The 18768-nt window shown below is 71.7% G+C and carries 21 protein-coding genes and 1 riboswitch; of the genes, 14 read left to right on the top strand and 7 right to left on the bottom strand.

The window, feature by feature from the left end; all coding sequences use genetic code 11:
- Position 1: 1 nt before the first annotated feature.
- Positions 2-1453 carry an aldehyde dehydrogenase gene (locus tag G3I77_RS03250; RefSeq protein WP_248500932.1) on the bottom strand — a complete coding sequence of 484 codons (1452 nt, stop codon included), beginning with the start codon at positions 1451-1453 and terminating at the stop codon, positions 2-4.
- 158 nt (positions 1454-1611) lie between these two features.
- Here G3I77_RS03250 and G3I77_RS03245 point away from each other — a divergent pair, with 158 nt between their 5' ends.
- The 3 genes from G3I77_RS03245 (at position 1612) to G3I77_RS03235 (ending at position 4141) form a co-directional block, all read left to right on the top strand.
- Entirely contained in the window at positions 1612-2637 is a 1026-nt protein-coding gene (locus G3I77_RS03245; RefSeq protein WP_248500931.1) for an MBL fold metallo-hydrolase, read from the top strand.
- A 75-nt stretch (positions 2638-2712) separates the two neighbouring features.
- Complete coding sequence (locus G3I77_RS03240) at positions 2713-3177, top strand: nuclear transport factor 2 family protein (RefSeq protein ID WP_248500930.1); 465 nt, start codon at positions 2713-2715, stop codon at positions 3175-3177.
- 58 nt (positions 3178-3235) lie between these two features.
- On the top strand, positions 3236-4141 hold the full coding sequence (locus tag G3I77_RS03235) for a helix-turn-helix transcriptional regulator (protein WP_248500929.1): 906 nt from the start codon (positions 3236-3238) through the stop codon (positions 4139-4141).
- A 4-nt stretch (positions 4142-4145) separates the two neighbouring features.
- On the opposite strand, the gene G3I77_RS03230 is transcribed toward G3I77_RS03235, so the two are convergent.
- Genes G3I77_RS03230 through G3I77_RS03220 form a run of 3 tightly spaced genes read right to left on the bottom strand, consistent with a single transcriptional unit; the run spans position 4146 to position 5784 of the window.
- Positions 4146-4961, bottom strand: a complete 816-nt coding sequence (locus G3I77_RS03230) for an SAM-dependent methyltransferase (protein WP_248500928.1) — start codon at positions 4959-4961, stop codon at positions 4146-4148.
- A gap of 35 nt (positions 4962-4996) precedes the next feature.
- Positions 4997-5155, bottom strand: a complete 159-nt coding sequence (locus tag G3I77_RS03225; RefSeq protein WP_248500927.1) for a hypothetical protein — start codon at positions 5153-5155, stop codon at positions 4997-4999.
- 47 nt (positions 5156-5202) lie between these two features.
- On the bottom strand, positions 5203-5784 hold the full coding sequence (locus tag G3I77_RS03220) for an XRE family transcriptional regulator (protein WP_248500926.1): 582 nt from the start codon (positions 5782-5784) through the stop codon (positions 5203-5205).
- Between the two features lie 67 nt (positions 5785-5851).
- Here G3I77_RS03220 and G3I77_RS03215 point away from each other — a divergent pair, with 67 nt between their 5' ends.
- From G3I77_RS03215 to G3I77_RS03185, 7 genes are all read left to right on the top strand, one after another.
- On the top strand, positions 5852-6553 hold the full coding sequence (locus tag G3I77_RS03215) for an AzlC family ABC transporter permease (protein ID WP_248500925.1): 702 nt from the start codon (positions 5852-5854) through the stop codon (positions 6551-6553).
- A 14-nt stretch (positions 6554-6567) separates the two neighbouring features.
- Entirely contained in the window at positions 6568-6882 is a 315-nt protein-coding gene (locus tag G3I77_RS03210; RefSeq protein WP_248501452.1) for an AzlD domain-containing protein, read from the top strand.
- A 158-nt stretch (positions 6883-7040) separates the two neighbouring features.
- Positions 7041-7107, top strand: a riboswitch (cobalamin riboswitch).
- A 136-nt stretch (positions 7108-7243) separates the two neighbouring features.
- A complete protein-coding gene (locus tag G3I77_RS03205; RefSeq protein WP_248500924.1) occupies positions 7244-8458 on the top strand; it encodes a prenyltransferase/squalene oxidase repeat-containing protein in 1215 nt (404 codons plus the stop codon).
- Positions 8455-9090, top strand: coding sequence for an SCO2322 family protein (locus G3I77_RS03200; RefSeq protein WP_248500922.1), 636 nt, complete (start codon positions 8455-8457; stop codon positions 9088-9090). Before G3I77_RS03205 ends, G3I77_RS03200 begins: the two co-directional genes overlap by 4 nt.
- On the top strand, positions 9083-10174 hold the full coding sequence (locus G3I77_RS03195) for an energy-coupling factor transporter transmembrane component T (RefSeq protein WP_248500920.1): 1092 nt from the start codon (positions 9083-9085) through the stop codon (positions 10172-10174). Before G3I77_RS03200 ends, G3I77_RS03195 begins: the two co-directional genes overlap by 8 nt.
- Entirely contained in the window at positions 10171-11832 is a 1662-nt protein-coding gene (locus G3I77_RS03190; RefSeq protein ID WP_248500919.1) for an ABC transporter ATP-binding protein, read from the top strand. The genes G3I77_RS03195 and G3I77_RS03190 overlap by 4 nt, the downstream gene beginning before the upstream one ends.
- Positions 11829-12677 carry an ECF transporter S component gene (locus G3I77_RS03185; protein WP_248500917.1) on the top strand — a complete coding sequence of 283 codons (849 nt, stop codon included), beginning with the start codon at positions 11829-11831 and terminating at the stop codon, positions 12675-12677. Before G3I77_RS03190 ends, G3I77_RS03185 begins: the two co-directional genes overlap by 4 nt.
- A 218-nt stretch (positions 12678-12895) precedes the next feature.
- Here G3I77_RS03185 and G3I77_RS03180 read toward each other — a convergent pair whose 3' ends face one another.
- On the bottom strand, positions 12896-14131 hold the full coding sequence (locus tag G3I77_RS03180) for a cytochrome P450 (RefSeq protein WP_248500915.1): 1236 nt from the start codon (positions 14129-14131) through the stop codon (positions 12896-12898).
- A 218-nt stretch (positions 14132-14349) separates the two neighbouring features.
- On the opposite strand from G3I77_RS03180, the gene G3I77_RS03175 reads away from it, so the two are divergent.
- A complete protein-coding gene (locus G3I77_RS03175) occupies positions 14350-15519 on the top strand; it encodes a steroid 3-ketoacyl-CoA thiolase (RefSeq protein WP_248500913.1) in 1170 nt (389 codons plus the stop codon).
- Here G3I77_RS03175 and G3I77_RS03170 read toward each other — a convergent pair.
- The gene (locus G3I77_RS03170; RefSeq protein WP_248500911.1) at positions 15503-15688 is read right to left on the bottom strand and encodes a DUF397 domain-containing protein; all 186 of its coding nucleotides are present in this window, start codon (positions 15686-15688) and stop codon (positions 15503-15505) included. The two genes, G3I77_RS03175 and G3I77_RS03170, sit on opposite strands and share 17 nt — an antisense overlap.
- Entirely contained in the window at positions 15669-16496 is an 828-nt protein-coding gene (locus G3I77_RS03165; RefSeq protein WP_248500910.1) for a helix-turn-helix transcriptional regulator, read from the bottom strand. The genes G3I77_RS03170 and G3I77_RS03165 overlap by 20 nt, the downstream gene beginning before the upstream one ends.
- A 91-nt stretch (positions 16497-16587) precedes the next feature.
- Here G3I77_RS03165 and G3I77_RS03160 point away from each other — a divergent pair, with 91 nt between their 5' ends.
- From G3I77_RS03160 to G3I77_RS03150, 3 genes are all read left to right on the top strand, one after another.
- Entirely contained in the window at positions 16588-16998 is a 411-nt protein-coding gene (locus G3I77_RS03160) for an ATP-binding protein (protein WP_248500908.1), read from the top strand.
- Between the two features lie 86 nt (positions 16999-17084).
- Positions 17085-17738: a leucine efflux protein LeuE gene (gene leuE, locus G3I77_RS03155; RefSeq protein WP_248500906.1), complete on the top strand. Its 654-nt coding sequence runs from the start codon at positions 17085-17087 to the stop codon at positions 17736-17738.
- A gap of 167 nt (positions 17739-17905) precedes the next feature.
- Positions 17906-18736 carry a hypothetical protein gene (locus tag G3I77_RS03150; RefSeq protein ID WP_248500905.1) on the top strand — a complete coding sequence of 277 codons (831 nt, stop codon included), beginning with the start codon at positions 17906-17908 and terminating at the stop codon, positions 18734-18736.
- Positions 18737-18768 lie beyond the last annotated feature (32 nt).

Here is an 18768-nt window from a genome sequence, read left to right as displayed (position 1 = left end):
GCTACGCCTGCGCCGGGAGGTGGATCATCTTGTGCTCCAGGTACTCGCCGTACCCCTCGGGCCCGAACTCCCGCCCCAGGCCCGAGTTCTTGTAGCCGCCGAAGGGCCCCAGCATGTCCAGGCTGAAGGTGTTGACGGAGTACGTGCCCGTACGGACCTGGCGGGCGATGTCGATGCCGTGCTCGACGTCAGCGGTCCAGACGCTGCCGCTCAGCCCGTAGTCGGAGTCGTTCGCGATCTTCACGGCGTCGGACTCGTCGTCGTAGGGCAGCAGGCAGATCACCGGGCCGAAGATCTCCTCGCGGGCGATGCGCATGGAGTTGTCGACGTCGCCGAAGAGGGTGGGCTCGACGTACCAGCCGCGGTCGAGGCCGGCCGGGCGTCCGCCGCCGGTGAGGATCTTGGCGCCCTCCTCCTGCCCGATGCGGATGTAGTCGAGGTTGCGCTGCTGCTGCCGCCGGGCCACCAGCGGGCCCACCTGGGTGGCCGGGTCCAGCGGGTCGCCGACCGTCAGGGCGCCCGCCGCGGCCGCGAGGGCGTCGGCGAACTCGTCGTAGCGGGAGCGCGGCAGGAGGATGCGCGTCTGGGCGACGCAGGCCTGCCCGTTGTTCATCCAGGCCGCGGGGGCGATGCCCGCCACGGCCGTCTCGACGTCCGCGTCCGGCAGCACGACGGCCGCGGACTTGCCGCCGAGTTCGAGCGTGACGCGCGTGAGATTGCGGGCGGCCACCTCCATCACGCGCTTGCCGGCCGCGACCGACCCGGTGAAGGAGACCTTGTCGATCCCCGGGTGCCCGACCAGGTACTCGCTCACCTCCCGGTCGGCGGGCAGGATCGACAGCACGCCCTCCGGCAGCCCGGCCTCGCGGGCGATCTCGCCGAGCAGATAGGCGTCGAGCGGCGACTCGGGCGAGGGCTTGAGCACGACCGTGCAGCCGGTGAGCAGCGCGGGGGCGAGCTTGGCGGCGGCGACGAACTGCGGGACGTTCCAGGGGGCCACGGCGGCCACGACCCCGACGGGCTCACGCCGTACGAGGATCCTGCCCAGTACGCCGTCGCGCCGCTCCTCGTGGGTGAAGTTCCGTGCGACGGTGATCGCCGAGTCCCAGACCATCACCGCGCCGAGCGCCTGGGCGAGGACGCTCCAGGAGTACGGCGAGCCGTTCTGGGCGGAGATCACGCGGGCGATCTCGTCGTGCCGGACGGTGACGGCGTCCTTGATCCGGCTCACGACCTCGATCCGCTCGTCGAGGCTCATGCGCGGCCAGGGCCCCTCGTCGAACGCCCGCCGCGCCGCCGCCACGGCCCGGTCCACATCCGCCGTCGAGGCGTGCGGGACGCGTCCGATGACCTCCTCGGTGTGCGGTGAGATCACCTCGATGACGTCCTGGCCCAGGGGGTCGGTCAACTCCCCGCCGATGAACAGCTGTCCGTGTTCCACGAGCTCGGTCATGGCCGACTGCCTCCCCGGGAGCGTGCTCTGACGGTGCATCAGATACGCCCACTGATACCAGCCCCGCCCGAAGGAGTCCACGGACCGCACAGCACGGGACGCCTCCCATTGGAACCCGTTCTAGTTATAGTGACGGGGAGCCGGCGACAGGGGAGCCCATGACACAGGTGACCGACCACGGCGGAGGCGTCCGGTCCCTCCGGGTCCCCATCCCGGACAACCCGCTCGGCCACACGCTGGTGTACGTCGTCGACACCGACCGCGGCCCGGTCCTGATCGACACCGGCTGGGACGACCCGGAGTCCTGGGACACCCTCACGCGGGGCCTCACGGCCTGCGGCACCTCGGTCGCCGACCTCCACGGCGTGGTCATCACCCACCACCACCCGGACCACCACGGCCTGTCCGGCCGGGTCCGGGAGGCGTCGGGCGCCTGGATCGCGATGCACGCGGCGGACACCGCGGTCGTACGGCGGACCCGGCAGGCCCGTCCCGAGCGCTGGTTCTCGTACATGGCGGCCAAGCTCGCCGCGGCGGGCGCGCCCGAGGAGCACATCGCGCCCCTGCGGCAGCCCCGCCACCGCACCCTGCCCGGTCTCTCCCCGGCCCTGCCGGACCGCGACATCGTCCCCGGCGAGCTCCTGGAACTGCCCGGCCGCCGGCTGCGCGCGATCTGGACCCCGGGGCACACACCCGGCCACGTATGCCTCCACCTGGAGGAGACCCACCCGGCGCAACTCCCGGGCCGGGGACGCCTGTTCTCCGGCGACCACCTGCTGCCCGGGATCACCCCGCACATCGGCCTCTACGAGGATCCCGAGGACACCACCGTCACCGACCCCCTGGGCGACTACCTCGACTCCCTGGAACGTGTCGGCCGGCTGGCCCCCGCCGAGGTCCTCCCGGCCCACCAGCACCCGTTCTCCGACGCCGCCGCCCGCGTCGGCGAGTTGCTCACCCACCACGAGTCCCGCCTGACCGCCCTGCTGGCCCTGCTCGCCGAGCCCCTCACCCCCTGGCAGCTCGCCGAGCGCATGGAGTGGAACCGCCCCTGGGAGCAGATCCCCTACGGCTCCCGCACCATCGCCGTATCTGAGGCCGAGGCGCATCTGCGGCGGCTGGTGAAGCTGGGGCGGGCGGAGGCGGTGCCGGGGAGCGAGCCGGTGACGTACGCGGCGGTGTGAAGGCGGCGCAGGCTAGGTGCGACGTGAGGTGAAACCGCGTCGCCGGGTGGCCCGCCGGGCTGCTACGAAACTCCCATGGACCCCATGGAACGCCTCCTCGCCGAACGCGCCTGCGAGCGCCTCATCCTCGACTTCGTCCACCGGCTGGACCTCGGCGAACCCTCGTCCGTCGCCGGGCTGTTCACCGAGGACGGCGTCTGGCAGTGGCCGCATGACGGGCGGCTGGTCGAGGGCCGCGACGCGTTGCGCACGTACTTCGGCTCCCGCCCGGCCGACCGGCTCTCCCGCCGCATGATGTCCAACGTCCTGGTCACGGTGACATCACCGGACACGGCCGGTGCGGTCTCCTACTTCACGACGTACCGCGTCGACGGCTATGAGGGTGGTGTCGTCCCGGCCGGACCGCCGGTCCAGATCGGGCACTACGAGGACACGTTCCGCCGGGCCGACGGGACCTGGCTGCTCGCCTCACGGACCCTGCACCTTCCCTTCGGCGGACCCACCCCTCGTCCGAACGTGCACGCGTCATACGGCTCTTGACGTTGCGGAGCGCCCCCTAGGATGGTCGGACGCAACGCTCGCACCGGGAGAGATGCCCATGGGCACCGAAGAGGCCGCACGCACCACGACCGGCAGCGGGGCCCTGGACGGCGGGTGTGCCGGGCCCATGGTGCCGCGCCTCGCCCTCGGCGCCCGGCTGCGCGGGCTGCGGGAGGAGCGGGGCATCAACCGGGCGGACGCGGGGCACGTCATCCGCGCCTCCTCCTCCAAGATCAGCCGGATGGAGGCCGGCCGCCACGGCTTCAAACTGCGTGACGTCGCCGATCTGCTCACCCTCTACGGCGTCACGGACGAGGCCGAGCGCGCCACCCTGCTGGCGCTGGCCGAGCAGGCCAACACCCCTGCCTGGTGGCGGTCCTACAGCGATGTGGTGCCCGCCTGGAGGCAGACCTACCTCGGGGCCGAGCAGGCGGCGAGCCTCATCCGCTGCTTCCGGGTCCAGCGCGTCCCCGGCCTGCTGCAGACCGCCGACTACGCCCGGGCCGCCGTCCGGCTCACGCACCCGGACGCCGGTGCGGCGGAGATCGACCGCCGGGTCGCGCTGCGGATGGCCCGCCAGCGGATCCTGCACCGGCAGCCGGCGACCCAGCTGTGGGCCGTGATCGACGAGGCGGCGCTGCGCCGCCCGGTGGGCGGCATCCGTGTGATGCGGGAGCAGCTCAGGCATCTCATCGAGATCTGCCGGCTCCCGCACGTCACGGTACAGATCCTGCCGTTCCTCGCGGGGGCTCACGCCGCGGAGGGCGGTCCGGTCACCATTCTGCGGCTGCCCGGCGGGCAGTTGCCCGACGTGGTCTACCTGGAGCAGCTCACCGGCGCCCTCTACCCCGACCGGCCGGCCGAGATCGAGTGCTACTGGGACGCCATGAACCGGCTGGTGGTCGAAGCCGAGTCGCCGGACGAGACTCCGACCATCCTGCACCGCGTCCTTCAGGAGACCTGACGGCTCAGCGTTTGAGGGCGACGCCGCCGTACTGGTGGACCTCCGCCGGGAGGCCCAGGGCCGCCGCGTCGGGACGCCAGCGCGAGCAGGACGCCACGCCCGGTTCGAGCAGCTCCAGACCGTCGAAGTAGCGCGCGATCTGCTCGGGGCTGCGCAGGATGTACGGGATCGAGCCGCCGTCGTTGTACTGCTGGATGGCGCGGACGTAGTCCTCGCTGGTGTCGGTGGAGTCGTACTGCACCAGGAAGCTGCCGGGAGGCAGGGCGTCCACCAGCTGCCGCACGATCGAGCGGGCCTCGTCGTGGTCCTCGACATGGCCCAGGATGCCCATCAGCATGAGGGCGACGGGCCGGTCGAAGTCGAGCGTCTTCCCGGCCTCCCGGACGATCGTGTCCGGCTCGCGCAGGTTGGCGTCGACGTAGTTGGTGACGCCTTCGGGGGTGCTGGTGAGCAGCGCGCGGGCGTGGGCCAGGACCAGGGGGTCGTTGTCGACGTAGACGATCCGGCTCTCCGGGGCCACCCGCTGGGCGATCTGGTGGGTGTTGTCCACGTTGGGCAGGCCGGTGCCGATGTCCAGGAACTGGCGGATGCCCTCTTCGGCGGCCAGGTGGCGCACGGCGCGGGCGAGGAAGTAGCGGGCGGCGCGGGCGCCGGTCTCGATCCCGGGGAAGATCTCACGGAACGCGTCACCGGCCACCCGGTCGACTTCGTAGTTGTCCTTCCCGCCCAGCCAGTAGTTCCAGATCCGGGCCGAGTGCGGCACCGAGGTGTCGATCTTGGGGAACGGCTCCTGCTCGGAGTTCTCCACCTGGTCGGTCATGGACGCTCCTGCGTGTGTGGTCGGGGAGCCCCACGTTAGCCGTTCTGAGCCCTGGAGAGGATCAACTCCGCTGCGGAGAAGAGGAGTTCACTGCCACCTGACTCACCCCCGACGTCACGCACGCGGCGCGGCACCCACACCTCGTCGATCTCGTACACCGGCGCGGTCCTGCCGATGGACGGCGGTCTGGGCATGGGGCACCGAGACCGCCGCGCCGGGAAGGACGGGTGGAGTCCGGTGCTCAGTGGTGTTCGGAGACGAGTACCGCGTGGGTGCCGGGTTCCAGTGCCTGGAAGACGTGCGGGACGTCGGCCGGGTAGCAGATGTAGTCGCCCGGGTGGAGTTCGACCGGGTCTTCGGTGGTGCCGACCAGTGCTCGGCCCGCGCTCAGCACGACGTGTTCTACGACGCCGGGCATGTGCGGGGCGGAGGAGCGTTGCGGTCCGGGCTCGGCGGTGACGCGGTAGACGTCCCGCCGCGCCGCGGGCGGGGAGGCGGCGAGCAGGGTGGCCCGGTAGTGGCTCTGGGTGGATCCGACGGCCGGCCCTTCCCCCGCGCGGATCACCTGCACCTGCGGCCGGGGCGCGGCCAGCAGCCGGGAGAAGGGGATGTCCAGGGCCACACAGAGCGCCCACAGTGTCTCCAGGCTGGGGTTCCCTGCGCCGGTCTCCAGCTGGGAGAGCGTGGATTTGGCGAGCCCGGCCCGGCGGGCGACCTCGGTGAGGGAGAGTCCCGCCCGGACGCGTTCCGCCCGCAAGGAGGCGGCGATCACTTCGATCGGCGGCTTGAGGGCGGGGTCGGTGTCGGTGTCGGTGTCGGACACTGTGTTCGCTCCAATGGTCAATCGTTCATCTTGACGAACGCTGTGCGTTGTGTTCAGCATAAACAACATGCGTTCGTTTTGGAGAACACTGGACAAGGCTCTGCTGCGTGACATCGCGCTGGTGTGTCTGGCTGTCGGTGTGATCGGCGTGTCGTACGGCGCCATCGCGGTGACCTCCGGGTTTCCCTGGTGGTTTCCGGTGCTGACGGGGGCGCTCGTCCTGGCCGCCTCCTCCGAGTTCCTGTTCGTGGGGATCATCGCCGCCGGGGGCAGCCCGATCGCCGCACTGCTGGCCGGACTCCTGGTCAACACCCGCCACCTGCCGTTCGGTCTGGCGGTACCCGACGTCCTGGGCCGGGGCCGACGCGGCGCACTGGGTACGCACCTGATGAACGACGAGACGGTCGTCTTCGCCCTCGCCCAGGACGAGCCCGAACGCAGACGGTCCGCCTACTGGGCCTGCGGCCTGGGCATCCTGGTCTGCTGGCCCGTCGGTGCCGCGCTGGGCGCGCTGCTCGGCAGCATCGTCCGGGACACCGGCGCCCTCGGTCTGGACGCCATGTTCCCCGCAGTGATCCTCGCGCTGATCCTGCCTGCGATGAAGGAACGCTCCCTCCCACGGAGCGCGCTGGCCGGCGCGGCGCTGGCCCTGGCCGCCACCCCGATCCTGCCCGCCGGTCTGCCGGTCCTGGCCGCCCTGGCCGCGCTGCCGCTGTTCACCGTCCAAGCGCAGCACACCGTCGGGGCGAAGGAAGGAGCCACACGGTGAGCGACGCCGTACCGATGCTGCCCGCACTGGCGGCGATGTTCACCCTGGCGGCCGGGACCTTCCTGCTGCGCCTCTCGGGGCCACTGTTGCGGGCCAAGGTCAGCTTCCCGCAGCGCGCCGAGAAGCTGCTGGAGGTCTCGGCGGTCCTGCTGCTCGCCGCCCTGGCCGCCACGTCCGCCCTCACAGAGGGACACGCCTTCGCCGGTCCCGCCCGGCCGATCGGGGTCCTGGTCGGCGGAGTGCTCGCCTGGCGCAGAGCGCCGTTCCTCGTGGTCGTGCTGGCAGCCGCCGGCACGGCGGCACTGCTACGGCTCGCCGGCGTTCCGTGACACGAGCCGTTGGCCCCGTTGCTGATCGTGGTGAACGGGTGCTGCTTGCCATCGATGTATCCGACGGAACCCCGAACGCCCAGCCACACCCAAGCCGCCCCCTCGGCCCGTTTTCTACGTGCGGGTACAGTAAGCGGGTCGTCATCACACCGTACGGGGGGAAGCCGGTGCAATTCCGGCGCTGACCCGCAACCGTGAACCGCCCACGCGGCGGTGAGCCGGATCGCTTCGTACGGTTCGTGACCGGCTCACGTGCCCGGCAGCCCGCCGGTGCACGGCACCGTCGAGGTATACGGAGCCGAGCCGCCCGGGGGTGCCCCGTGCTGCCCGGCTCCCCCACAGGGAGAGGCACCCGCCGATCATGAACGTCCGCAGCAGCGCCGCGGTCCTGGCCGCCGTCGCCGTGATCGGCGCCGCCACCCCGGCCGCCGCCGACCCGTCCCCCTCGCCGTCACAGGCGTTCCCCTCCGCCCTGTACGGCGGCAAGGACCCGAAGTTCGACGGCGTCTGGCGCCAGTCGCTCGCGCTGCTCGCGCAGGACACGGTGGGTGTGAAGCCGGCGGCGAAGTCGGTGGAGTGGCTGGCACGGCAGCAGTGCGAGGACGGCGGCTTCGCCTCCTACCGCGCCGACCCCGCCGCCGCGTGCGACGCCAAGACGATGCTGGACACCAACGCCACGTCCGCCGCCGTGCAGGCCCTCACCGCGCTCGGCGGGCACGACGACGTCACCGGCAAGGCCGTCGGCTGGCTGAAGTCCGTCCAGAACGAGGACGGCGGCTGGGGCTACTCGCCCGGCGGTGCCAGCGACACCAACTCGACGTCGATCGTCATAGGCGCGCTCGCCGCCGCGGGCGAGAAGCCGGACCAGGTCGAGAAGGGCGGCAAGTCCCCCTACGACGCGCTGCTGAAGCTCGCGCTGCCCTGCGGCGGGGACGGCGACGGCGCCTTCGCGTTCCAGCCGGACAAGAAGGGCAAGCTCGCCGCCAACGCCGATGCCACGGCGGCCGGTGTGCTCGGCGCGCTGGGCCAGGGCATGGTCGTCGAGCCCGGCAAGAAGTCCGACGCGACCTGCGAGAAGGCCGAGACGCCCGAGCAGGCGGCGGCGAACGGCGCGAGCTACCTCACCGCCGCCCTGGCCAAGGACGACAACCACCTGATGTCCGCCCTGGCCGGTGCCGAGCCCCAGCCCGACCACGGCAACACCGCCGACGCGGTCGTCGCGCTCGCCGCGCGGGGTGACACCGCGCAGGCGGAGAAGTCCGTGCGGTGGCTGGAGAAGAACTCCGCCTCCTGGGCCGCGCAGAGCGGTCCGGCCGCCTACGCCCAGCTGATCTTCGCCGCCCGCGCGACGGGCACGAACCCGCGCGACTTCGGCGGCGCGGACCTCGTCAAGCAGCTCAACGCGACGGGCCCGGCCCCGCAGACCGCCGGGAAGGCCGAGACCAAGGCCTCGGACGAGAAGGAGGACTCCGGCTCGGACTTCTTCGGGGTCTGGTGGTACGTCGGTATCTTCCTCGTCGCCGGAATCGGCATCGGGTTCCTGTTCACCGGCCGCAAGAAGCAGCAGCAGCCGTGATCCGCCGGGCCGTTCTCCTGCTCCTGGCCTCGCTCCTGCTGTGCGCGGGGGCCGGCCAGGCCCAGGCCGCCGGTTACCGGTACTGGTCGTTCTGGCAGCGCGACGCCGGTCACTGGGTCTACGCCACCCAGGGCCCGTCCCTGGCCCGCCCCTCGGACGGCGACGTCCAGGGCTTCCGCTTCGCGGTGAGCGAGGACTCCGCGAACGCGTCCCGGCCGCGCGGCACCGCCGACTTCGCGACGATCTGCGCGAAGACGCCCGCACAGGACGGCAGGAAGCGGGTGGCCCTGGTCATCGACTTCGGCACACCGTCGGACGCCCCCGACGGCGAAACCCCGCCCGCCGCCCGCACGGCCTGCGCCCGGGTCTCCCCCGACGCGACCACGGCCGAGGCCCTGGCGGCGGTGGCCAAGCCGCTGCGCTACGACACCAACGCCCTGCTGTGCGCGATCTCGGGCTATCCGGAGACGGGCTGCGGCGAACAGGTCTCCCAGAAGGAACAGAAGCGGAAGCCGGTGGCGGAGCAGAGCTCCCCGTCGGACGACGGCCCGTCCCTGGGCCTGGTGGCGGGCATCGCCGTGGTGGTGGTCCTGGGCGGGGCGGCGATCTGGCAGGTACGACGGCGTGGGTAGCAGCCCCCGGCACCCGCACCTGGCCGCCCTGCACCCCGGCGCCTGGTGGCTCTGGTCCCTTTCCCTGGGCACTGCGGCCACCCGCACCACCAACCCCCTGCTCCTCGCCCTCCTCATCGCGGTCTCCGCCTACGTCGTGGCCACCCGCCGGCCCGACACCCCCTGGTCCCGCTCCTACGGCGCCTTCGTCAAACTCGCCCTCGCCGTGATCCTCGTCCGCCTGCTCTTCGCGACCGTCCTCGGCTCCCCCATCCCGGGCACGCACACCCTCCTCACCCTCCCCGAGCTCCCCCTCCCCGCCTGGGCCCAGGGCATCCGCCTCGGCGGCGAGGTGACCGCGGAAGCCCTCACCTTCGCCCTGTACGACGGCCTGAGACTGGCCACCCTCCTCATCTGCGTCGGCGCCGCGAACGCCCTCGCCAGCCCCTCCCGCCTGCTCAAGTCCCTCCCGGGCGCCCTGTACGAGATGGGTGTCGCGGTCGTCGTGGCCCTCACCTTCGCCCCGAACCTCATCGCCGACGTCCGGCGCCTGCGTGCCGCCCGCCGTCTGCGCGGGCGCCCGGACAAGGGCGTCAGGGGCCTGTTGCAGGTGGGTCTCCCGGTCCTGGAGGGCGCGCTGGAGCGCTCCGTCTCGCTCGCCGCCGCGATGGACGCCCGCGGCTACGGCCGTACCGCCCAGGTCCCGCCCGCCGTACGCCGTACCACCGCCGCCCTCACCCTCGGCGGTCTGCTCGGCGTCTGCGCGGGAACGTACGGCCTCCTCACGGCCGAGGGCGCCGGCTACGGCTTCCCCCTGCTCCTCGCGGGTCTCACCGCAGCCCTCGCGGGTCTCAGACTGGGCGGACGCCGCACTGTCCGCACCCGCTACCGCCCGGACCGCTGGGACGTGCGCGCCTGGCTGGTCACGGCCTCCGGCGTCGCGGTGGCGGCCCTGCTCGCCCTCGCCGCGGCCCGCGACCCCGCGGCCCTGCACCCGGGCGTGGTCCCCCTGGTCGCCCCCACCCTCCCCCTCTGGCCGGCCGCGGCCGTACTCCTCGGTCTGCTTCCCGCGTTCGTCGCCCCCGATCCCAAGGAGCCGTCGTGATCCGCTTCGAGGATGTCTCCGTGACCTACGACGGGGCCGCCGAACCCACCGTGCGGGGCATCGACTTCGAGGTCCCGGAAGGCGAACTCGTCCTGCTGGCCGGCCCGTCCGGGGTCGGCAAGTCGACCGTCCTGGGCGCCGTCAGCGGACTCGTCCCGCACTTCACCGGCGGCACCCTGCGCGGCCGGGTCACGGTCGCGGGCCGCGACACCCGCACGCACAAGCCGCGCGAACTGGCCGACGTCGTGGGCACGGTCGGCCAGGACCCGCTCTCCCACTTCGTCACCGACACCGTCGAGGACGAGCTCGCCTACGGCATGGAGTCGCTGGGCCTCGCCCCGGACGTGATGCGCCGCCGCGTCGAGGAGACGCTCGACCTGCTCGGCCTCGCCGACCTGCGCGACCGGCCGATCGCCACGCTCTCCGGCGGCCAGCGGCAGCGCGTCGCGATCGGCTCGGTCCTCACCCCGCACCCGAGCGTCCTCGTCCTGGACGAGCCGACCTCCGCGCTCGACCCGGCAGCCGCCGAGGAGGTACTGGCCGTCCTCCAGCGGCTCGTCCACGACCTCGGCACGACGGTCCTCATGGCCGAACACCGCCTGGAACGCGTCATCCAGTACGCCGACCAGGTCGTCCTGCTTCCGGCCCCGGGCGCACCCCCGGTCCTGGGCGACCCGGCCGAGGTGATGGCCGTGTCCCCGGTGTACCCCCCGGTGGTGGCCCTGGGCCGCCTGGCGGGCTGGACCCCGCTCCCCCTGACGGTCCGCGACGCCCGCCGCAAGGCAGGAGACCTGAGGCAGCAGCTGGAAAGCGCCGCCCCCAAGGGGCGCGGGGAACCGCGCGATCAACCACATGCGGCCCGCACCCGCCAACGACCCCCACAACCCACCCCCGTAGGCGCCGCCCACATCCAAGCCCTCTCGGTCACCCGCTCCCGCATCCAAGCCCTGCGCACCATCGACCTCACCATCACCCCCGGCGAGACCATCGCCCTCATGGGCCGCAACGGCGCCGGAAAATCCACCCTGCTCAACTCACTCGTAGGCCTCGTCACGCCCAGCTCCGGAACCGTCCGCGTCGGCGAAGCCGCACCCCACCGCACCGCGCCGAAGGACCTCGTCCGCACGGTCGGCCTGGTCCCCCAGGAGCCTCGCGACCTGCTCTACGCCGACACCGTCGCCGCCGAGTGCGCGGCGGCCGACCAGGACGCGGGCGCGGAACCCGGCACCTGCCGGGCCCTGGTCCGCGAGCTGCTGCCCGGCGTCACCGACGACGCCCACCCCCGGGACCTCTCGGAGGGGCAGCGGCTCGCGCTCGCCCTGGCCGTCGTGCTGACCGCCCGGCCCCCGCTGCTCCTGCTGGACGAGCCGACCCGGGGCCTGGACTACGCGGCGAAGGCCCGGCTGGTCACGGTGCTGCGCGCGCTGGCCGCCGAGGGGCACGCCATCGTCCTGGCCACGCACGACGTGGAACTCGCGGCCGAGATCGCCCACCGGGTGGTGCTGCTGGCCGAGGGCGAGGTGATCGCGGACGGCCCGATGGCGGACGTCGTGGTCTCCTCGCCGTCCTTCGCGCCGCAGGTCACCAAGATCCTGGCGCCCCAGCACTGGCTCACGGTGTCCCAGGTCCGCGCGGCCCTGGAGGAGACCGGCCGATGAGTCTGAGGGAGACCACCCGCACGCACCCCCAGCGGCAGGCCCGGGCGGTCCGTCTCGGGCCCCGCTCCCTCGCCGCCCTGGCCCTGGTCAGCGCGGTGGGCGTGGCCGGCTTCACGTGGCCCTTCCTCGCCCCGCCCACCTCGCAGCTCAGCGCGCACGCGCAGGACGCGCCCTGGCTCTTCGCGGGCCTGCTGGTGCTGCTGGTGGCGGTCGTGGCCGCGGCGATCTCGGAGTCCGGGCTCGGTCCGAAGGCGGTCGCGATGCTCGGCGTGCTGGCCGCCACCGGAGCGGCTCTGCGGCCGATCGGTGCCGGTACCGCGGGCATCGAGCCGATGTTCTTCCTGATGGTGCTGAGCGGCCGGGTGCTCGGCCCGGGCTTCGGGTTCGTCCTCGGCTCGGTGACCATGTTCGCCTCAGCGCTGCTCACGGGCGGGGTCGGGCCATGGCTGCCGTTCCAGATGCTGGCGATGGGCTGGTTCGCGATGGGCGCGGGCCTGCTGCCCGGACCGGACCGGCTGCGCGGCCGGGCCGAGCTCGCGATGCTCGCCGGCTACGGCTTCCTCGCCGCGTTCGCCTACGGCACGGTGATGAACATGGCGGGCTGGCCCTTCATGAGCGCCCTCGCCTCGAACGTGGCCTTCGATCCGCACGCGCCGGTCGCCGCGAACCTGGCCCGTTTCGTCGCGTACTGCGTCGCCACCTCGCTCGGCTGGGACCTGGGCCGGGCGGTCGTCACGGTCGTCCTGACGCTCACCCTCGGCCCGGCGGTCCTCAGGGCGCTGCGCCGGGCCACGCGCCGGGCGGCCTTCGAGACGCCGGTCACGTTCGAGGCGCCCCGGCAGTGAGGCCCCCCACATGACCCGCGTCACGTACGAAGCGCGTTCGTAGGCACCCGGTCCCGGTCACAGGGCCGGTGCCGCGCCGGACATGCGGCCCGGCCTAGTAAGACAGGGTTTTGCCGGTAGGGGCGGGGCCCTGTTTCCTGGACGACCAGGCGACGGCCCCCTGATCCCCGGGGCCGTCGCCTGTGCCATGTCCGGACCGGTACGTCAGCCCCGGTACGTCAGCCCGTGCTCACCGGAAGCTCCTTCACCCCGTTGATCCACGCCGACCGCAGCCGGCGCGGATCCCCGACCAGCTTCAGCCCGGGCATGGCGTCGGCGATCGCGTTGAAGATGAGGTTGATCTCCAGCACGGCGAGGGACTTGCCCAGGCAGTAGTGCGGACCGCCGCCGCCGAAACCGAGGTGCGGGTTGGGGTCGCGGGTGACGTCGAAGGTGTCCGGGTCGTCGAAGACCTCGGGGTCGTGGTTGGCGGAGGCGTAGAACAACCCCAGCCGGTCGCCCTCGCGGATGCGCTTGCCGCCGAGTTCGGTGTCCTGGGTGGCCGTGCGCTGGAAGGCGGCGACCGGGGTCGCCCAGCGCACGATCTCCTCCGCCGCCGTCTGGGGCCGGTCGCTCTTGTACAGCTCCCACTGCTCGGGGTGGGTGAGGAAGGCGTGCATGCCGTGGGTGATGGCGTTGCGGGTGGTCTCGTTGCCCGCGACGGCCAGCATCAGCACGAAGAAGCCGAACTCGTCGGAGCTGAGATTGCCCTCGTCCTCCGCCGCGACCAGCTGCGTGACGATGTCGTGGGCGGGGCACCGCTTGCGGTCGGCGGCCATGTTCATCGCGTAGGCGATGATCTCCGTGGCCGACTCGGCGCCGACCTCCTCGGTGATGGCGTACTCGGGATCGTCGTACGCGATCATCTTGTTGGACCAGTCGAAGATCTTGTCCCGGTCCTCCTGCGGCACACCCATCAGCTCGGCGATGGCCTGGAGGGGCAGTTCGCAGGCGACCTGGGTGACGAAGTCGAACGGCCCGGTGTGCGCGCGGGCGGAGTCGACGATGGAGTGGGCCCGCGCCCGGAGCCGGTCCTCCAGCGCCCGGATCGACCGGGGCGTGAACCCGCGCTGCACGATCTGCCGGACCCGGGTGTGCTCCGGCGGGTCCATGTTCAGCAGGATCAGCCGCTGTGCGTCGATGGCGTCGCGCTCGATGTGCTCGTTGAAGCGGATGATCGCCGTGTTGAGGGACGACGAGAACAACTCCGGGTGCGTGGAGACGTACTTGACGTCGGTGTGCCGGGTGACGGCCCAGTAGCCCTCGTCCTGGAAGCCGGCGAGACCGGCCGGCTGCGCCACCCAGCAGACCGGTTCGACCCGGCGCAGCTCGGCGAACTCCGGCAGGGGCACGCGATGATGCAGCAGGTCGGGGTCGGTGAAGTCGAACCCGTCGGGCAGCGCGGGACAGGGCATGGGCGGCTCCCACCACTCGTACCGACTCTGAGGTCTGACGGCCCATCAGCTGTGCGGAGTTGCGGTGACGGTAGTAACGGGTTCTACAAGTAGCAAGAGGCACGGGCCCGCCAATTGCCCGCACGACCCTTGCGGTCACCGAGCGCCCCTCAGCACACTGCTTGCAGAACTAGAACGCGTACTAGTTCCGCTGAGCCTCCCGGAGAGGACCCGCACCCATGGCTGCCGAACCCGTGATCGTCGAAGCCGTACGCACCCCCATCGGCAAGCGCGGCGGCGCGCTCGCCAATCTGCACCCCGCCTATCTCCTGGGCGAGACCTACCGCGAACTCCTCGGCCGTACCGGCATCCCCGCCGACTGCGTCGAGCAGATCGTCGGCGGTACGGTCACCCACGCCGGCGAGCAGTCCATGAACCCCGCGCGCACGGCCTGGCTGACGATGGGGCTCCCCTACGAGACGGCCGCGACGACCGTCGACGCGCAGTGCGGGTCCTCCCAGCAGGCCTCGCACATGGTGGCCAACATGGTCGCGGCGGGCGTGATCGACGTCGGCATCTCCTGCGGCGTGGAGTCGATGTCGCGCGTACCGCTGGGGTCGGGCTCGAAGCACGGGCCCGGCAAGCCGTTCCCGGACGAGTGGAACGTGGACCTGCCCAACCAGTTCGAGGCGGCCGAGCGGATCGCCCGGCACCGGGGGCTGACCCGCGAGGACGTCGACGCCCTGGGCCTCGCCTCGCAGGAACGGGCCGCTCACGCCTGGGCGGAGGAGCGTTTCAAACGGGAGACGTTCGCGGTCCAGGTCCCCACGACCGAGGAGGAGCAGCATGCCGGCCAGGGCATGTGGCGCCTGGTCGACAAGGACGAGGGCCTGCGCGACACGACGGCGGAGGCGCTGGCCGCGCTGAAGCCGATCATGCCGACGGCGGTGCACACGGCGGGCAACTCTTCCCAGATCTCCGACGGGGCGGCGGCGATCATGTGGGCGTCGAAGCGGACGACGCGGGCGCTGAAGCTGCGCCCCCGGGCCCGGATCGTGGCCCAGGCGCTGGTGGGTTCCGACCCCCACTTCCACCTCGACGGCCCGATCGACGCGACCAAGGCGGTCCTGGGCAAGGCCGGAATGTCCCTCAAGGACATCGACGTGGTGGAGATCAACGAGGCGTTCGCGTCCGTGGTGCTGAGCTGGGCGCGGGTCTTCGACCAGGACCTGTCGAAGGTGAACGTCAACGGAGGCGCCATCGCGCTCGGGCACCCGGTGGGAGCGACCGGGGCCCGGCTCATCACGACGGCACTTCATGAACTGGAGCGCGCGGACAAGGAGTTCGCGCTGATCACGATGTGCGCGGGGGGCGGTTTGGCCACCGGCACGATCATTCAGCGGTTGTAGAGGTCCAGTTGACGAAGGTGGTGAACGTGGCGGGATCGAGGGTGAGCATCGGTCCCGCCGGGTTCTTGGAGTCGCGTATCGCGACGGTGGTGTGCGGGGTTTCGGCGACTTCGAGGCACTGGCCGCCCTGGTCGCCGCTATACGTCGACTTACGCCACTGCATCTCCATAGCGATCCTCCATTACGCGCCGGATGAGCTCCGCCGAGTCGGTGAGGGAAAGCGCGGCGGCCCGGAGGTGATCGTAACGGAGCGAACACTCCCTGACCGTGTCCGGGTTCGCGGTCGGATGCCCGCTGCCGTACCCCTCCGTGTAGACGATGGTGGGGTCGGTCGAAAAGCGGTAGACGTCGAACGAGCCTTGCAGCCCCGGGTGCGCACCCGTCGAGAACGGCAGCACCTGGATGTTGATCCGAGGGTTGCTCTCGAAGGACAACAAGTGGGCGAGTTGTCCCCGCATGACCTCCGGGCCGCCGATCTCCAGGCCCAGCGCGGCCTCACTGAGGACCGCCCAGAAGACCGGCGGCTCCCCCTTCTCGAATACGCGCTGCCGAGCCAGGCGCACTGCCGTGCGGTCTTCGAGGTCCGTCCGGTCGAAAGCGCCGAGCACCGCCTGGGCGTACCCCTGGGTCTGGAGGAGGCCGAGAACCATGTGCGTCTGGAAGGAGCAGACCTCCGTGGCCCGCATCTCCAGCTCCGCCACCTGCTGGAACCAGGCCGGAAGCCGACTCCGCAGCACCAGTTCGACGAGCCGGGAGAACATGCCGTCCGTGCCCAGCGCCGCATCCGCCCGTTCACTGAACTCCGGCGTCGGAACCTTGCGGGCTGTCTCGATCTGCCCCACCAGCGAGCCGGTGTAGTTGAGGATTCCCCCGAGTTGCTTCAGCGTCAGCCCGGCCGCCTCCCTGTGGCGTCGTAGCTCGAAGCCGTAGTAGTCGAGCGGGGACGCACCCGGGTCAAGGGCGTTGATGTTGGTCACGCAGAGCCCCTCTCACGCAACCCCGTCCACCACGGGACGGGTTGTATCCGTTCCGTAGCCGAGGGTAGTCACCGCACGTCAGCCTCGTCCCGTGAACGAATACATTCCCGCCCAGTACGCGATGCGCCTCACCGTCGGTGAACACGCCCCCCGGCACATCCGCCGTATCGTCAGCTCGTTCCTCGGCGAGTGGGGGATGCCCGAGCTGTCGGACGCCGTGGAGCTGGGCGTGACGGAACTGCTCGCCAACGTCGTACGGCACGTCCCGGACCGCCGCTGCGCGCTGCTGTTGCTGCGGCAGCGCACGGGCGTACGGGTGGAGGTCACGGACGGCAGTGACGAACTGCCCCGCACACCAATCTCGTTGGACACGGACGCCGAGAACGGCCGAGGCTTGCTCCTGCTCGACGCGATGGTCGACAAGTGGGGCGTGTCGCTGTGGTCCGGAGGCGGGAAGACCGTGTGGTTCGAATGCGGGGGCGACTCATGCAAGCGTTCATGATGTGTCCATGCGGCGGGACTGCCGGCCGCGAAGCCCCCGGGGCCCGTCCGACGCCGGACCCCGACGACGAGGAGGAAGGTGCCGTCATGCTGGGAGTGGAGAACCTGCCCACCTACGCTCTGGGCGCGCTGCTGATCATCCTGCTGCCGGGCCCCAGCTCCCTGTTCACGCTGTCGGTCGCAGCACAGCGGGGGATCAGGGCCGGATATCGCGCCGCCGCCGGGGTGTTCCTGGGCGAGACCCTGCTCATGATGGCGACGGCGGCCGGACTCGCCTCGCTGCTCCAGGCCAACGAGCTGCTGTTCGCCCTCGTGAAGTACGCCGGGGCCGGCTATCTGACCTGGATCGCCGTGGGCATGATCCGGGGGGCATGGGCGATGTGGCGCCGCCGCGACGAGAGGAACGCGAAGGACGGCGCGGCCCCGGAGCCGTCGACGGGTGGGCGGTTGTTCCGGCGCTCGTTGGTGATCACCGTGCTGAACCCGAAGGCGATCCTGTTCTTCATCTCGTTCTTCGTGCAGTTCGTCGACCCCGGCTACGCGTACCCCGGGTTGTCCTTCGCCCTGCTCGCGCTCGTCTACCAGATCATCAGCATCGCGTACGTGACGGCGCTGATCCTCGGCGGCACCTGTCTCGCCGCGCAGTTCCGCCGCCGCCGGAAGCTGTCGGCGGGCCTGTCGACGGGGGCGGGAGCTCTGTTCCTCGGTTTCGCGGCGAAGCTGGCCACGACCACCAACTGAATTCGCCCATGGAGCGGAAGCGACCGCGCAGCATGCGGCGAGCGCACCAGGGGCTGCGTGTACAACTGACAGTGCGGGGCGGGCCGACGGAAGGCGGGGACAGTGGGTGCAGGGCAACGGCGGTGGGCAGAAAGGCCAGTTCATCCGGCCTCCGAGGGGAGCGCCATATGACCGTTCTCCGGCACTCCGTATCCGTCCTCGCCCTGGAACCCGACCGGCTCCGGATGCTCACCGAGCTGATCTTCGATCTCGCCGAATCCACCCGGGCCCGGGGAGGGGAGATCGTCCTGGAAGACGGACGGCCGGTCGCGGACCTGCGGCTGGCCAAGGGGCGGCATCTGCGGCCCGGCGCGCGGTACGAGCTCTCGGAGGACGGTGCCACGGAACAGGTGGCCGTGCTGGTACGTGAGTGGCAACGCCGCAGCGCGATCGCCGTGGAACAGCTACTGGTCGCGGACGATGTGACGGTGTGGACGGCTCTGCGACTGCGCGCCCCCGACCGGCCGCGGCTGCTGGAGGCCGAAGGACGGGTGCGGGGCCCCGAGGGGTCGGGAGCGCTACGCCGGGGGACGGGAAGGGCGCGGCTCGACCTGACCGCATGGTGGGCGGCGGCCGACCTCGCGCCCGGTGCCCCGTCGGCGACGCGTGCCCCGGCGACGGCACGGCTGAAGCACCGGCTGGTCAAGGCGCATCTGAATCTGCGGCCGTGGCGGGCCGACGCCGGACGGTGGCAGGTGGACGTCGCGGTCACCGTGCGTGGGCGGTGGCTGTTGCGGCCGGTCGTCGCTGTCGCCCTGATGGTGGCCGGGGGCCCGGTGCGGCGAGGCTTCCGGACCGCGGTGGAACAGGCGGCTGACGCATGGAACCGGTCGATCGGCGAACTGCTGGCGCTCACCCCGGACGACCTCCGGGCCGAGCTGACGAGGAACGCCACCGAGCGGATTCGGGAGGAGTTGATGGACGCTCGGCCCCCCGAGTCCCATGGGTCGGCTTCCTGATTCCCCGCTTCCCGCACGGCCCACTCGAACAC

Origin of the sequence: Streptomyces sp. D2-8 (assembly GCF_023184515.1) — a bacterium.
Lineage (GTDB): Bacteria > Actinomycetota > Actinomycetes > Streptomycetales > Streptomycetaceae > Streptomyces.
The sequence above is the reverse complement of the archived record's forward strand: the minus strand, read 5'-3'. Positions and strand labels throughout refer to the sequence as shown.